Genomic DNA, 14,758 nt, shown 5'->3' with positions numbered 1-14,758 from the left:
CGGCCGGCGCGGGGGGCTCTGCTAGGTTCTTGCCGTGGACCGGGGCATCGTCAGGCGCGCCCGCGTGGCCATCGCCGTGACCTTCGCGGTGCACGGCGCGGTGTCCGGCTCTTTCGCCACCCGCATCCCCTGGCTGCAGGAGCATCTGGGCGCCGGTCCCGGAGAGCTCGGGCTCGCCCTGCTCGCCCCGGCCGTCGGCTCGCTGGTCACGATGCCCATGGTGGGGCGGTTCGCCCACCGCGTCGGGGTCCGGCCCGCCACCCGCCTGCTGATCGCCCTGTGGTGCGTCATGCTCGCCCTGCCGGCGCTCGCGCCGGGTCTGGCCGTGCTGTGGGTCACCCTGCTGGTGTACGGCGCGGTCGCGGGCATGTGCGACGTGGTGATGAACGCGCAGGGCATCGAGGTCGAGCAGCGGCTGGGCCGTTCGATCATGCCCGGCCTGCACGGGATGTGGAGCGTCGGCGGGCTCGCGGGCGGCGCGGTGGGGGTGGCGGCGGCGCACGCCGGAGTGGACGCCCGCGTCCACCTCGCCGCGATGGCCGCGGTGCTGCTGGTCGTGGGCGCGGCGGCCGGGCCATGGCTGCTGGACGTGCGCGCCCCGGCGGGTCAGGACGCTCCGGCGCGGTTCGTGCTGCCGTCCCGGCCCCTGCTCGTGCTGGGGGCGGTCGGCTTCTGCGCGGTCTTCGGAGAGGCGGCGGCCCAGGACTGGTGCGCGGTCTACCTTCGGCAGGTCACCGGCACCTCCCCCGGCGTCGCGGCGTTCGCCTACACCGGGTTCGCCTTCACCATGGCCGCGGGGCGACTGGGCGGGGACCTGGTGGTACGCCGCGTCGGCCCGGTCGTCTCTGTGCGCCTCAGCGGGCTGCTCGCCACGGCGGGCGGGGTGCTGGTCGTGGCGGCGCGCACCCCGCCGCCCGCCATCGCCGGGTTCATGCTGATCGGGCTCGGGGTGGCCGTGGTGGTGCCGCTGGTGTTCGCGGCGGCCGGCAACGCCGGGCGCACGCCCAGCGAGGGCGTCGCCGGGGTCGCCACGATCAGCTACAGCTCGGGCTTCGTCGCGCCGAGCATGATCGGCGGGGTGGCGTCCGTCACCAGCCTGCCGATCTCCTTCGTCCTGGTGACCGTGGCGATGGCCGCGGTGCTCCTGGGCGCCGGCTCACTGGCTCGGCGCCCGCCCGCCGAGAACACCGACCGCGCCGCCGCCTGAGCGGCCCGCGCGCCGGGCGCCACGCCGGCGGGGCCGGGACGCGGTGGGGCGGTCAGCCGGCGGGGTGCTCCTCGATGGCGACACGGTCGGGATAGAAGGCGAGGTGGCCCTCGATTTCGGCGACGGCCGGGTAGGGGGTCTCGTAGGTCCAGATGGCGTTGACGCCCTTCTCACCGCCTTCGGCGAGGCTGTAGTAGGAGGCGTCGCCCTTGTAGGGACAGTAGGTGGCGTGGTCGGTGCGCTCGAGCCGCCCCATGTCGACGTCCTCGCGCGGGATGTACTGCACCGGCGGGTAGTCCGCCTCGCGCAGGGTCAGGGCGTCACGGGTGTCGGCCAGCACGCGCCCGCCCGCCGACACCACGACGCGGCCGGGAGTGCGCTCGACGGTGATGGGGTGGTCGGGGCCTGGTGTCAGCACCGGCTTGTCGGCCATGGTCGTCTCTTCTCCGTTGAGCCGTGCCGGCGACCGGCCGTCGGGCCGCTCGGGGAAGCCGGGCGCGAAGGGCGGTGACCGGCCCCGTCTCCGGTCGTCGGTCCCATTCTCACCGCTCCGGCCGACCACCGTGTACCACCTGCCGTCCCCGCCGGGGCCGGTACGCCGTGCCGGCGCCGCCAGGGCCGGAGCCGGGCGGCAGCGGCCGGAACCGCCGGATTCACCGGATCCGCGCAGGAGTCGCCGGATTCGCCGGCGCCGAGTCGCACGGCGGGCTCAGGAGCCGCCGACGGGACCGGGCCGGACGGGCGGACCAGGCGTCGCCGCGGGGAAGGTCGACAGGAACTCGTCGAGCGCGCGGCCGAACTCGGCGGGCGCCTCCAGGTTCGGCATGTGCGCGGCGCCCTCGATCACCGCCAGCGTCGAGCGCGGGATGCGGCGGTGCATGAACTCGGCGTCGGCGACCGGGGTGAACTCGTCGTGGCGTCCCACCACGACCAGCGCGGGCACCGCGACGGCGGCGAGCATGGCGCTGTAGTCGGGACGCTCGGCCCGGCCGCGCAGCGCCGCGGCCGCGCCCTCGGCGGGCGCGTCACGCATCATCCGCAGCACGTGGGCGGCGACCTCGGGCATCGTCGCGATCGTGGAGGGGGCCACCATCTTGGGCAGCACCTCCTCGGCGTAGGGGCGCATGCCCTCGGCGAGGAGGCGGTCGGCCATGGCGTTGCGCGTCCTCCTGCCCTCCTCGGTCTCCCCCTGGGCGAAGGTGTCGGCCAGGACGAGCCCGCGCACGCGGCCGGGGAACAGCCGGTGGAACTCCAGCACGATCTGACCGCCCATGGACAGCCCGCCGATGACGGCCTCCTCCACCCCCAGGTGGTCCAGCAGGGCGGCGATGTCCCGGGCGAAGACCGCGAGCGGCGTGATGCCGGGGACGACGGTGCTGTCGCCGTAGCCGCGCAGGTCGGGGACGATGACCCGCCATGCCGGGCCGGCGAGGCCGGCGACCTGCGGCGCCCACATCGACCGGTCGAACGGGTGTCCGTGGACCAACACCAGTGGCGCACCGCCGCCCTCGTCGTCGTAGGCGACGGTGATCCCGTTGACCTCGGCCGTCATCCCCATCGCTGCTCCCCTTCCACGGCGCCCGTGACGTCCGGGCCTGGCCGCGATGCTAGGCGGGACACGTCGATCGGTGCAATAGGGTAAATTGCCCTCGGTGCAATGTTGACTTCGTATCGATAGGGGTCCGATGGAGGACTACCGGGTGATCGCCGACGCCGTGGCCGCCGACATCGCCGCCGGCCGGCTGCGCCCGGGCGACCGGCTGCCGCCCCAGCGGCTCTTCGCGCGGCGGCGCGGCATCGCCGCCTCCACCGCCGGCCGGGTGTACCAGGAGCTCGCCAAGCGGGGCCTGGTCGCCGGAGAGGTGGGCCGCGGGACGTTCGTGCGCGCCCCGGGCCGCTCCCCTGGCAGCGCCCTGGTCGAGCCGGGCGGGTCGCGCGTGGACCTGGAGCTCAACTATCCCGTGGTGCCCGGGCAGCCGGCCCTGCTGGCCGGAAGCCTGGGCGGCATGCTGCGCCCGGACGTGCTCGGCTCGGCGCTGCGCCCGATGCCCGCACAAGGGACGGCCGCGGCCCGGGACGCGGCCGCCGGGTTGCTGGCCCGGGGCGGCTGGCGGCCCGACCCCGCCCGCGTGCTGTTCGCCGCCGGCGGGCGGCAGGCGATCGCCGCGGCGCTCGCCGCGCTGGTGCCGCCGGGGGCGCGGCTCGGCGTCGAGGCCCTCACCTACCCGATGGTCAAGACGATCGCCGCCCGGCTCGGCGTCACCCTGGTCCCGCTGGCCTGCGACGAGAAGGGGCTGGTCCCGGAGGCGCTGGCCGCCGCCCACCGCGGCGCCCCGCTGCGCGCGGTGTACCTCCAGCCGACCCTGCACAACCCGTTGTCGTCGACCATGCCCGCCCACCGGCGCCAGGAACTGGCCGAGACGCTCGGCGACCTCGGGCTGCACGCCATCGAGGACGCCGTCTGGGCGTTCCTGCACGCCGGTGACCAGCCGCCCCTCGCGGCGCTGGCCCCCGAGCGCACGATCCTGCTCGACAGCCTGTCCAAGCGGCTGGCCCCGGGGCTGACGGCCGGCTTCGCGGTCACCCCCGCCGGCCTGGCGGCGCCGATGGCCGCCGCCCTGCGGTCGGGGGCCTGGACGGCGACGGGTTTCGCGCTGGAGGCCGCCGCCCGCTGGACCGCCGACGGCACCGTCGACGCCGTCGTGCGGGCCAAGCGCGAGGACGCCGCGGCCCGCCAGCGCCTGGCCGCCAGCGCCCTCGCGGGGTTCGCCGTGCGCGCCGACCCCCACGGCTACTACTGCTGGTGGGAGCTGCCGCGCCCCTGGCACGCCGAGACCTTCGTCGCCGCCGCCGCGCGCCGGGGCATCGCGGTCACCCCGGCCGCGTCCTTCGCCGCGGGGCCGCACGGCGCGCCGGCCGCCGTCCGCGTCGGCCTGGCCTCACCACCGCCGGAGGTGCTGGCAGGCGCCCTGGAGGAACTGGCGGCCCTTGGGCGGAGCTCCCCCGAGGACGCCCTCACCGACTGAGCCGCCGGGGGCTTTACCGTCCTTTGACACCGGCGTCCCGGCTGGCTAGCGTGAACGATCGGCCACGGACGACAGCGGCTTCGAGCAGGCGTCCGTGTGCAGGGCGCCGGCGGTCCCGGCGCCCACCCGGTGGGCAGACCGCCCGAAAGGAACGCGATGTCCTCCGCTCCCCTCCACGCCGCCGAGGTGCACCACAGCCACAGGGACGTGACCGGCGGCTGGCTGCGGCCGGCGGTGTTCGGCGTCATGGACGGGCTGGTGTCCAACGCCTCGCTCATCGCCGGGGTCGTGGGCGGCGGCGCCGGGGCGCACACCGTCACGATCGCCGGCCTCGCGGGCCTGGTCTCCGGCGCCTTCTCCATGGCCACCGGCGAGTACACCTCCGTTCGTTCGCAGACCGAGATGACGCTCGCGGAGATCGACGTCGAGCGCCGGGAGATCGCCCGGAACCCCGAAGCCGAGGAGCGCGAGCTCGCGGCGCTGTACGAGTCCCGCGGACTCTCCCCTGACCTGGCCCGCGAGGTGGCCCGCCAGCTGCACCGGCACGACGAGGTCGCCTGGCGGGTGCACGCCCGCGAGGAGCTCGGCGTCGACCCCGACGACCTTCCCTCGCCGTGGAAGGCGGCCGGGTCCTCCTTCCTGGCCTTCGCGCTCGGCGCGCTGGTGCCGCTGCTGCCGTTCCTGTTCGGCGTCGGCTCGGTGGCCGTGGCGGTGGCGCTCACCGCGGTGGCGCTGTTCGCCACCGGAGCGCTGGTCGCGCGGCTCACCAGCCGCTCGCCGCTGTTCGGCGGCGCCAGGCAGCTCGCGCTCGGCGCGGCGGCGGCCGCGGTCACCTTCGGCGTCGGCCATCTCGTCGGCACGGTGGTCTCCTGAGCGGCGGCCGTGACCAGGCAGTCGCCGCTCGGGACGGTGGCGCATGCCGGAATCGCGGGGACTCCGGGGGTGGCCCCGGGAGCACTCTGGGGTGACTCGCACCCCCTATGACCGGCCAATCTTTCGTCATCACCCCCGATTCCCGTCTATTGTTTCGACGTGCCGATGAACGAAAACGACCCGCGAAGCGCCCTGCCGGCTCTCCGGCCCGACCGCTCGGTCCTCGTCCTCGCCCCTCCCGGGGATGAGCCCGGCCACTGGGTCGGGGCCCCGAGCTCCGTCCACAGCGATGGCGTCTTCTACCTCGCCTACCGCCTCCGGCGGCCGATCGGCGAGGGACGCGGCTACGCGGTCCGCGTCGCGCGGTCCCTGGACGGCGAGCGGTTCGAGCCGATCTACACCATCACCCGCGAGGAGGCCGACACCGAGTCCCTGGAGCGTCCCGCGCTGGTGCGCACGCCCGAGGGCCGGTGGCGGCTCTACATCAGCTGCGCCACCCACGGCACCAAGCACTGGCGCGTCGAGGTGATGGAGGCCGCCGAGCCGTCGGCGTTCGACGCCGCCCAGCGCAAGGTCGTGCTGCCCGGCGACCCCAAGACCGCGGTCAAGGACCCGGTGATCCTCCACCACGACGGCCAGTGGCACCTGTGGGCCTCCTGCCATCCCCTGTCGGACCCGGGCGAGGAGGACCAGATGGTCACCGACTACGCCACCAGCGCCGACGGCCTGGAGTGGACCTGGGAGGGCACGGCGCTCAGCGGCCGTCCGGGCTGCTGGGACGCGCGGGGCGCCCGAGTGACCTCGGTGCTGCACGCCGGCGACACCGTCCTGGCCACCTACGACGGACGGGCCACCGCGGCGGAGAACTACGAGGAGCGCACGGGGCTGGCCATCGGCGCCTACTCCACGCTGGCCCCGGTAGGCACCGAGCCCATCGCGGAGTCCCCCTACGGCGGGCTGCGCTACCTGGACATCCTGCCGCTGCCCGACGGACGGCGGCGCGTGTACTACGAGATCACCAGGGAAGACGGCTCGCACGAGCTGCGCACCGAGCTGCACTGACCTCATTGCACCGACCTCGCGGCGGGGCCGCCCCGGCCCCGCACCGCCCGCGGGGCCCGCACGGCGGCCGGTCACGGCGTCACAGGACGCGCGCGCCGGCCGGTGCCGGGGTCCCGCGGGGGGTCGCGGGCTCAGTGCACGCGCCGGCCGGTGATGGGCTCCCGCCGGAGGCGCGGGCTCAGTGCACGCGCGGGCGTCCGTTGCGCGCCTGCCCCTGGCCGGGGGGCCGGTCGCCCATCAGCCCGCCCGAGCGGTCACGGGGCCGCAGCCAGTCGCCGAACTCCTCCCCCGTGACCTCCTCCAGCAGCGCGATGTCGTCCCGGAACCTCGGGATGAGCGCCTGGCGCTGCTCCCAGCTCAACGGGCGGCGCGGACGGCCGCTGTCCTGCAGCGTCTTCTCCAGCGGCTCGGTAAGCCGGGCCGCCAGCGAGCCCGGCAGATGGCGTCCCAGGGTCGCGCCGGCGCGCATCAGCCGCGACAGCGCCCGGTGGCGCAGCGTCGGATCGGGATGGGCGGTCACGTTCGCGCGGGGCACCTCGGCGACCAGCCCCGGCTCGACGCCGAGGAACAGGCAGATGCGGTCGAGGGTCGCCGCCGGCTCGTCCACCAGGTCGCGGTAGCGGAACACCAGGACGTTCTCCCGCGGGAACAGGCCGAACAGGTGCTCCAGCTGCTCGCCGTACCGGCCGAGCGCCACGTAGTGCCAGAACGCCGACCATCCGGCGGCGATGCGGCGCTCCTCCTCGGCGCAGGCGCGCACGACGTCGCCGACCGGCTCCAGTCCGGCCGACCACAGGTGGGTCCAGTTGGAGTGGGCGCGCTCGACGGGATCGCGCAGCACGACGATCAGCCGGGCCTCGGGGAGCAGCGCGTGGATGCGCCGCTGCGCCTGCCGGTCGTACAGGTAGAAGGGGGTGGACTCCCCCTTGAGCGCGCCCGGCGGGGCCGGGTCGAACAACGCCTCGTAGTCCGCCCTGCGCCAGACGTGCTCTTTGAAGGTCTGGGCGTCTCCGGGCCCGCCCCGATCGGGCGGCGGCCCGTCGGTGAGGAAGAACTTGGGCTCTTTGACGGCGGACATGAAGATCCCCGGATGCCGCGCGAGCGCGGCGTGCAGAGCCGTGGTGCCCGACTTGGGGGCTCCGATCACCAGGAAGTCCGGTAGGGCCACGCGATCTCCTTGGTCAGATCACACCATCGAGCATCATACCCCCTTAATTACTAGGAAATAGGGATTTAAACGTCGCATGCCGGATCCCTGCCCGATGATCTCCCGGCGGGACGGACGATCTCCCTGGCGCGAGCCGGGGAAGGCGGTGACACGGCCCGCACAGGCGGAGGGTGAAAGTCCAGGTCGAGGGCGAAGCCCAGGTGGCCGCCCGGCCGGCGATCGTCCCCAGGCCGCCACGCCAGGGCCGGGCATCGCGCCGCCCGTGGGACGGCGCGAAAGCGGGTCAGTCCAGGCGACGGCCCAGGTAGGCGGCCAGGCGGTCGGCAGGGGTCGCGCCGTCGGGCACCGGGCGCTCGGGGGCGAACGAGCCGCCGGGCGTGCGGGGCAGGCCGCCGTAGATCTCCCGCACCGACGGCATGAGCGCCTCGGCGACGTCGGGGACCAGGTCGGCCGGGCGGCCGATCGCCCTGGCCAGGTCCCAGCCGTGCACGGTCATCTCGATGAGGACCTGCTCCACCAGCCGCCAGCCCGGCGCGGGCCCGAACCGCTCGGCCAGCATGCCCGGCCGGCGGAAGGCGGCCATCGTGGCCTCGGCGGCGGCCCGGAAGGCGGCGACGTGGTCGCCGCCGAGGTGGTCGCCGGCGAAGTCGGAACGAGGGGCGCCTTCGGCGAGGCCGGCCCACAGCAGGTTCTCCCAGACCAGGTGGTCCAGCAGCGCCCGCACGTCCCACCCCTCGCACGGAGTCGGGTCGGCCAGCCTCCCGGGCGGCACGGCGGCGACCAACTCTCCCACCTCGGCCAGCACACGGGCGCAGTCGCCGACGATCCCCTCCGGGCCGGCGTCGCCCGCCGTTCCTGCGGCCCTTTCGGGGCGGTCGCCGGTGATGCCGGGCGCCGCGTCCTGCCCACCGGTCGCGGGGGCCCGACCCTCTTGCCGGAGGAGGGCGGCGATGCGGGCCTCACGGGCGCCGGGCTCGGGATTGGTACGCAGCGCGGTCGTCAGCCACCGGCCCGCGGCCGCGATGCTCGGCCGCACCGGCAGGCCGTTGATGACGCACATGAGCTGCCAGTACCGCTCCAGGCGAGGGTCGGCCGCGTTCTCCAGCTGTTCCAGCAGCACGCGGCGCGCCTCGGCGCCGTCCCGCTCCGGACTGCCGGGAACGCGGACCTGAGTGGGGAGCCAGGCGGCGACGACGGCGGCCACCACCGGCTCGGCCGCCGGCGAGTCGGCGGCCGAGCCCGCCTCCATGGCGGCGCTCACCTGCCCCACCCACAGATCGGTGACCCGCTCCACCTCCCGCAGGTCCCGCTCGTCGTGCTCGCGAAGCGCGTGCCGCGCGGCGTACTCGGCCATGCGCCGCATGCCGGCGGCCAGCGCCGGGTCCTCCAGAAGCTCGCCGAGCTCCAGCCAGGCGTCGATCTGCTCGGGGGTGGGCTCGGGCGGCAGCTCGGGCAGGGCCGCGAGCAGCCCCTCACGATAGCCGGGGGCGTCGGCCTTCCCCACGGCGCCCGCCACGAACTCGCGGACGACGGCGTTGCGCTCGGCGGCGGACAGTCGTGCCAGCCTGGTCATGAGAGTGAGCCTTTCGGTGGCCGTTCTACCGGAGGTGATCGATCGCAGCACCGCCTGCTGCGACCTCAGCGTGCGTATCCGGACCTCCAGCGCGTCGGCGTGGACCGCCGCCACCTCGGTCAGATCACGCCCGCGGGCGACGACGTCCCTGATCGCGGCCATGCCCAGCCCGAGATCGCGCAGCGCGCGCGCCAGTTCGAGCCGGGCGACCGCGTCGGGGGCGTAGAGCCGGTACCGGGCCGCCGTGCGGTGCGCCGGGGGCACCACACCGATGTCGGACCAGTGACGGATCAGCTTCACCGGCATCCCGGTGCGCTCCGCCAACTCTCCGATGCTCAGCAGCCTCTCGTCATCGCCACGCACCGGACCACCTTCCGGTCTCCCACAGTGGGAGAGTCAAGCCTCAGGCCGTGGTCGTCTCGCGGTGCCGGTTCAGCCGCTCGTGGTAGTCGGCGTCGCGCGGGCCGTGGGGGTCGGCGTGGACGGTCGCCGCGCGAAGGCGCGCCACCTGGTGGATGAGCCGGTGCTCGGCCTCGACGGCGACCGCGTGCGACTCCACGAGCGACAGGTCGTGGTCCACCTGGATCTCCACCTCGGCCCGCAGCGTGTGGCCGATCCACCGCAGCCGGACGGCGCCGACCCCCCGCACGCCCGGGGTCTGCGACAGGACGCGTTCGGCCTGGTCGAGCAGGGCGGGATCGACGGCGTCCATGAGACGGTGGTAGATCTCCCGGGCCGCGTTCCGCAGCACCAGGGCGATCGCCAGGGTGATCAGCAGGCCGATGACCGGGTCGGCGATGGGGTAGCCGAGCGCCGCGCCGCCCGCGCCCAGCAGCACGGCCAGGGAGGTGAAGCCGTCGGTGCGCGCGTGCAGGCCGTCGGCGACCAGAGCGGCCGAGCCGATCTCGCGGCCCACCCGGATGCGGTAGCGGGCCACCCACTCGTTGCCCAGGAAGCCGACCAGCCCCGCGCCCGCGACCCAGCCGAGCTGGCGGACCTCCTGCGGGTCGAGCAGACGCTGGATGGCCTCGTAGCCGGCCAGCACCGCCGAGGCGGCGATGATGACGACGATCACCAGGCCGGCGAGGTCCTCGGCCTTGCCGTAGCCGTAGGTGAACCTGCGGGTCGCCGCCCGCCGTCCGAGCCAGAACGCGATGCCGAGCGGGACGGCGGTCAGGGCGTCGGCGAAGTTGTGCAGGGTGTCACCGAGCAGCGCCACCGAGCCGGAGAAGGCGACGATCACCGCCTGCACGACGGCCGTGGCCGCCAGGATCGCGAAGGACAGCCCGAGCACGCGTAAGCCCCGGCTGCTGGACTCCAGCGCGGTGTCGGTCTTGTCGGCGCTGTCATGGCTGTGCGGAGTGACCAGATGTGCCCCGAAAGCCACCAGCCGCCCGAGAAGCCCCTGCCTACCCCCGCCATGTCCATGTCCATGTCCATGTCCATGTCCGTGCCCGTGCTCATCCTGCTCCGCGTTCGCAGGCTCTTCCGCGTGCCCGTGCTCATGGCCGTGCTGAGTGCCCTGCTCAGTGCCCTGCTCGGTGCCGTGCTGGCGGGCGTGCTCTTGGCCGTGCCCGTGCCCGTGCCCGTGGCCGTCCCCGTGACCGTGCTCCTGATCGGTCACGGGGGCGGGTGCCGGCTCCCCGGACCTCGCAAGGCCGTGCCGGTCTCCATCGCCATGGCCCTGCCCGCGTTCGCGTCCGTCCGCGGGCCGGTGCCGGTGTCCATGCTGGTGTTCGGGGTCATGCCGGTCGAGCCCGCCGGGGGAGGAAGGGCCGGACTGCTGGTCAGACATGGCTGCCTCGCTTGCGGACGGGGATTCTTGCGTGGAGTATATGTAGTCATGTACGCACGCGACAACGAATCAGGTGCACATCCGTTGCACCAGCAACCGACTTCCTCTCAGGTCGACACGGCCGTCGAGGCGTTTCGCATGCTCAGCGACGGCACACGCCTTCGGCTGATGTGGCTTCTGGTCTCCGGCGAGTACGACGTCTCCTCGCTGGCCGAGCTCATCGGCGTCGCGCGTCCCTCGGTCTCCCAGCACCTGGCCAAGCTGCGCCTGGCCGGGCTGGTCGACACGCGGCGGCACGGGCGTCGCGTCCTGTACCGCGCCCGCGACGCGCACGTCCGCCGGCTGATCTCCGAGGCCCTGTTCCACGCCGACCACGAGGTCTCGGGCATCCCCCGCCACGAGATGTGACGACGCCCGCCCGGTCCGCGGCACCCACGAACAGGCAGCGTCCGTAACCGGACCGGACGGCGTCCTGGTCGTCCCGGATCGGACGGCGCCCTGGTCGTCGGCGGAGCAGCCGCCGCGCTCAGCCGAAGGCGCCGGCGAGCGCCTGGGCCTGGGCGTAGGACGGCAGCCCGGCCGCCACCACCTCCTCGTGCGCGGCCGCCCACGCCAGCTCCACCGCGTTGTGCAGCGCCGCCCGGAACAGCAGGGAACCGCAGCTCACCCGGCGGACCCCGAGCTCGCCCAGGCGCGCCACGGAGGGACCGCCCGGCGTGAACAGGATGTTGAGCGGAGCGTCCACTCCTGCCGCGAGCGCGGCGATGGCGGGCTCGTCACCCGCACCCGGGACGAAGACGCCGTCGGCCCCGGCGTCGCGGTACGCCCGTACCCGCTCCAGGGCCACCGCCAGCGGTCCCCGCCGCGCACCCTCCGGGTCACCGGACCAGCTGGGCTCGGTCGCCGCGAACCAGAAGACGTCGGTCCGCGCGTTGACGAACAGCCCGGGGACGGCGTCCTTGATCGCCGCGATGAGGGCGCACTGGCGGTCCCGCCCGGCCAGGGTGCCGCCTGGGCGGCCGTCCTCGATGTTCAGCCCGGCCACGCCCGCCTCCGCCAGTTCGGCGGCCAGCGCGGCGACCTCGCACGGGTCCTCGCTGAACCCCCCTTCCACGTCCACGCTGATCAGCGCCGGCAGCCGGGCCAGGCCCGCCGCCAGACGCATGGTGTCCTCGCGGGTGACGCCGGCGGCATCGGGCTTGCCCGCGGCGGCCGCCACGCCCAGGCTGGTGGTGCCGAGGGCGGTGAACCCGCGGGCCACCAGCGCCGCCGCCGAGGCGTGGTCCCAGGCGTTGGGCAGGAACAGGGGTCGCTCCCCGTGGTGCAGGGCGCGGAACTCCTCGAAACGGTCGATCTTCGCGTTCAACGGACGTGACCTCCGATCACAGCGGGAACAGAACGCGCCGGAGAGGATCCCGCGCCCGCACGGGCGATCGCGCACCGGCGGGAGCCGCCTCCGCGGCGGAGACGATCAGCCCTCACCGGACCCGCACCTCCAGCCGCAGCGGGACGCGCAGATTCGCGGAGGGCGCGTGGACCGTGCCGCCCCCGGCCCGCTCGCAGCGGGGCAGCAGCACCTCCAGCACGCCGCACGCCAGCGCGAGGCCGTGGTCGGATCCCGGGCACGACCGCGGACCGTGGCCGAAGGCGAGGTGTGCGGTCGTCCGCCGCGCGGGGTCGAAACGGCCGGGATCGGGGAACACCCGCGGGTCGCGCTCGGCGGCGGCGAGGTCCAGGAGCACCACCGTGCCCGGCGGGACGCCGCGTCCCGCGATCTCGGCTCCGGCGGTGGCCACGCGCCGGGTGGACCGCACCGGCGGGTCACGGCGCGCCGTCTCGGCGACGAGCCACTCGACCGGCCACCCACCCCGGCCCCCACCGCCCCCGCACTCCACCGATCGCTCCCTCACCCGGCTACCGGCCTCCGCCGCTACCCGCCCCTCTCCCGGTCTTCCATCGCCCTCCGTCCCGACCGGCCGGTCAGCGGACCTGTCACCGGCTCCCGGCTCCCCTGGCGACCGCTTGGGTGCGGGCGGTGGAGGCAGGGCCGCGTCGAGGGTGTTGCCGATCAGGCCGGCGGTCGCGTCGCACGCCTGGACCAGCAGACCTATGCGCGCGGCGACCGCCTCGGGGTCGCCGGGGCCGAGCAGGGCGACCAGAGCGGACACCGCCGCGTCGGCTTCGCCGTCGTCCGCGGCACCGCCCCCCGTACCCGGGTGGTAGGCCGCCGCGACCGCCGAGACGGCGCGGACGAAGTCCCCTACGCCGTCCGGACGCGCCGGATCGAGCCCGGCCACGCCGAGCGCACCGCCGAGCACGCCGATCGGGACCGTGCGCGCGATCGACGCCATGACGTCGAACGGCTCATCCCCGGCGCCCTCGACCACGGCGGTCGTCCACTCCCGGGCCGCCGCGCGCAGGACCGAGGGTTCCATGCGGCGCAGGTCGGCGGCGACCATGGCCCGCCGGCGCCGGTGCCGGGGTCCGTTGCTGAACCGTGCCACGCCTGCGCGCAGCCAGGCGACCGTCCCGGGGGCAGCGTCGTCCGCCGGGACGGTCGGGACGACGAAGCGCGGGTCGGCCAGCACGGCGCACACCTCGGCATGACCGGTGACCGTCACCTCGGGATGACCGGTGGCCGTCACGGGCGAACCGTCCGGCGGCCGGCCGGGCTCATGGCCGGGCGCCGGGGGCGCGGGCTTTCCACCTGTGGCGACGGCCCGTCCGGGCGGGCCGTCCACCTGCGAGAACTCCATGCCCTGACGCTAGGGCCGCGTCGTTTAACCCGGCGTCGAAACGTCTTGCCGGGGCCGGAGGACGCAGGGCACCGGGGGCCGGCGTATCCCGCCGCCCCATCAGGGCCCGGACGAGTCGGGCGGCGGGGGCCGGGCCTCTAGGGCCAGGTGTAGTTGAGCTCGCGCTCGAACTCGACGTAGCCGGCGCGGCGGAAGGCCCTGGCCATGGGCACGTTGCCGAGGTCGGTGGAGGCGCGGACGCGCGGCACGCCCTCGGCGGCCAGGATGCGGGTGCCCTCGGCGAGCAGGTCGTCGATGTGGCCCTTCCCCCGGTGCGCCGGAAGCACCCCGATGTAGGCGATGATCGGGTTGTAGGAGTTGTGCGCCGGGATGACGAAGCCCACCGGCTCACCGCCGGGCGTCGTGGCGACGCGCCACCACTCGCGCGGGCTCTGGTAGCGCTCCAGCTCCTCCTCGTACTGCTGGACGGCCGCCTCCCGGGGGGTCATCCGGGTCAGCTCGTCGCGGCTGTGGGCGTCCAGTGTGCCTTCGAGCACCTCGGTCATCAGCTCCACGAGCTCCTCGCGGCCCGTCACCGGCCGGAACGCCAGGCGCCCGCTGGGCTCGGCGATCGGGGTTCCCGGTTGCCAGTTCAGCCGCAGCCGCTCCACGAACAGCCGGGCGCCGGTGAGCTCCAGCGCGGCGACCCTGGTCTCGACGACCCGGCTCGCCACCGGATCGTCACGCCAGCCCGGCGGGACGTACCGGATGTACTCCGGCGGGCGGGCGCCCTCGGGGAGCACGTGCTCCATGGCGGTGCGCAGCAGCCGCACGCCGTCCTCACCGCTCGGCGCGACAACGGAGCCGGCCGGATGCGCGGTCGCGTCCGGGGCGGCGGTGTCCGCGGCCACGTCGAATATGTCGAGCAGGAAGGGAGCGGGGTCGCCGGGACGGCTCCACCAGGCGAGCCGGGCGGTCGGCCGGTCGCCTCGCAGGGCGACCCACATCCAGCCGGGCCGGCGCCTGCCGGTCCGCAGGTCGTCGGCCAGCTCGCGGTCGAGCATGTAGGGCAGGCGGGTGAACAGGTCGAGTTCTTCCGGCCCGGTGATCGGGCGCATGGTCAGGTCTCGCGGTACAGCGGTCACAACACTCTCCTGTGGAGGCGCGCCCGCACGGTTTCCGATGGTCAGCGCCGGTGCGCGACCTCGGAGGACACGAGCGCGGTGATATTGGTGGTCATCGCCTCTTCCCTCCTCTCGTCTCAACGGGCCCGCCGACGTCCGGCCCGGCCCCGGCCGCAATTCCTATCGGTACGCGCG

The 14,758-nt window shown here is 74.9% G+C and carries 13 protein-coding genes; 5 read left to right on the top strand and 8 right to left on the bottom strand.

The features are described from left to right. Positions 1-34 precede the first annotated feature (34 nt). A complete protein-coding gene (locus ACFQSB_RS19940; RefSeq protein ID WP_380828261.1) occupies positions 35-1,207 on the top strand; it encodes an MFS transporter in 1,173 nt (390 codons plus the stop codon). Between the two features lie 52 nt (positions 1,208-1,259). Here ACFQSB_RS19940 and ACFQSB_RS19935 read toward each other — a convergent pair whose 3' ends face one another. After that, positions 1,260-1,640, bottom strand: a complete 381-nt coding sequence (locus ACFQSB_RS19935; RefSeq protein ID WP_354852676.1) for a DUF427 domain-containing protein — start codon at positions 1,638-1,640, stop codon at positions 1,260-1,262. Between the two features lie 276 nt (positions 1,641-1,916). Next, positions 1,917-2,765 (bottom strand): alpha/beta fold hydrolase, encoded by an 849-nt coding sequence (locus tag ACFQSB_RS19930; RefSeq protein ID WP_380828260.1) that lies wholly within the window; start codon positions 2,763-2,765, stop codon positions 1,917-1,919. A 127-nt stretch (positions 2,766-2,892) separates the two neighbouring features. Between ACFQSB_RS19930 and ACFQSB_RS19925 the strand changes: the two genes are divergently transcribed. The 3 genes from ACFQSB_RS19925 (at position 2,893) to ACFQSB_RS19915 (ending at position 6,168) form a co-directional block, all read left to right on the top strand. Beyond that, positions 2,893-4,233, top strand: a complete 1,341-nt coding sequence (locus ACFQSB_RS19925; protein ID WP_380828259.1) for an aminotransferase-like domain-containing protein — start codon at positions 2,893-2,895, stop codon at positions 4,231-4,233. Positions 4,234-4,389: 156 nt separating this feature from the next. Next, on the top strand, positions 4,390-5,106 hold the full coding sequence (locus ACFQSB_RS19920; RefSeq protein ID WP_354930151.1) for a VIT1/CCC1 transporter family protein: 717 nt from the start codon (positions 4,390-4,392) through the stop codon (positions 5,104-5,106). Between the two features lie 165 nt (positions 5,107-5,271). Then, positions 5,272-6,168 (top strand): glycoside hydrolase family protein, encoded by an 897-nt coding sequence (locus tag ACFQSB_RS19915; protein WP_380828367.1) that lies wholly within the window; start codon positions 5,272-5,274, stop codon positions 6,166-6,168. A 178-nt stretch (positions 6,169-6,346) separates the two neighbouring features. Here ACFQSB_RS19915 and ACFQSB_RS19910 read toward each other — a convergent pair whose 3' ends face one another. The 3 genes from ACFQSB_RS19910 to ACFQSB_RS19900 all read right to left on the bottom strand — a co-directional run bounded on the left by ACFQSB_RS19910 (position 6,347) and on the right by ACFQSB_RS19900 (position 10,296). Next, entirely contained in the window at positions 6,347-7,336 is a 990-nt protein-coding gene (locus ACFQSB_RS19910; RefSeq protein WP_380828258.1) for a sulfotransferase family protein, read from the bottom strand. A gap of 283 nt (positions 7,337-7,619) precedes the next feature. After that, entirely contained in the window at positions 7,620-9,272 is a 1,653-nt protein-coding gene (locus ACFQSB_RS19905; protein ID WP_380828256.1) for a TIGR03086 family metal-binding protein, read from the bottom strand. A 40-nt stretch (positions 9,273-9,312) separates the two neighbouring features. After that, positions 9,313-10,296 carry a cation diffusion facilitator family transporter gene (locus tag ACFQSB_RS19900; protein WP_380828255.1) on the bottom strand — a complete coding sequence of 328 codons (984 nt, stop codon included), beginning with the start codon at positions 10,294-10,296 and terminating at the stop codon, positions 9,313-9,315. A 51-nt stretch (positions 10,297-10,347) separates the two neighbouring features. Between ACFQSB_RS19900 and ACFQSB_RS19895 the strand changes: the two genes are divergently transcribed. Next, entirely contained in the window at positions 10,348-11,112 is a 765-nt protein-coding gene (locus ACFQSB_RS19895; protein WP_380828254.1) for an ArsR/SmtB family transcription factor, read from the top strand. A 118-nt stretch (positions 11,113-11,230) separates the two neighbouring features. Here the strand turns inward: ACFQSB_RS19895 and ACFQSB_RS19890 are convergent, their stop codons facing one another. From ACFQSB_RS19890 to ACFQSB_RS19880, 3 genes are all read right to left on the bottom strand, one after another. After that, a complete protein-coding gene (locus ACFQSB_RS19890) occupies positions 11,231-12,070 on the bottom strand; it encodes an isocitrate lyase/PEP mutase family protein (protein ID WP_380828253.1) in 840 nt (279 codons plus the stop codon). A 112-nt stretch (positions 12,071-12,182) separates the two neighbouring features. After that, the gene (locus ACFQSB_RS19885; protein ID WP_380828252.1) at positions 12,183-13,460 is read right to left on the bottom strand and encodes a cytochrome P450; all 1,278 of its coding nucleotides are present in this window, start codon (positions 13,458-13,460) and stop codon (positions 12,183-12,185) included. Between the two features lie 137 nt (positions 13,461-13,597). After that, positions 13,598-14,584 carry a GNAT family N-acetyltransferase gene (locus ACFQSB_RS19880; protein WP_380828251.1) on the bottom strand — a complete coding sequence of 329 codons (987 nt, stop codon included), beginning with the start codon at positions 14,582-14,584 and terminating at the stop codon, positions 13,598-13,600. Positions 14,585-14,758: the final 174 nt, after the last annotated feature.

The sequence above is a fragment of the Sphaerisporangium rhizosphaerae genome (assembly GCF_042665155.1).
GTDB lineage: Bacteria > Actinomycetota > Actinomycetes > Streptosporangiales > Streptosporangiaceae > Sphaerisporangium > Sphaerisporangium rhizosphaerae.
This window is presented reverse-complemented; position numbering and strand designations above follow the sequence as displayed.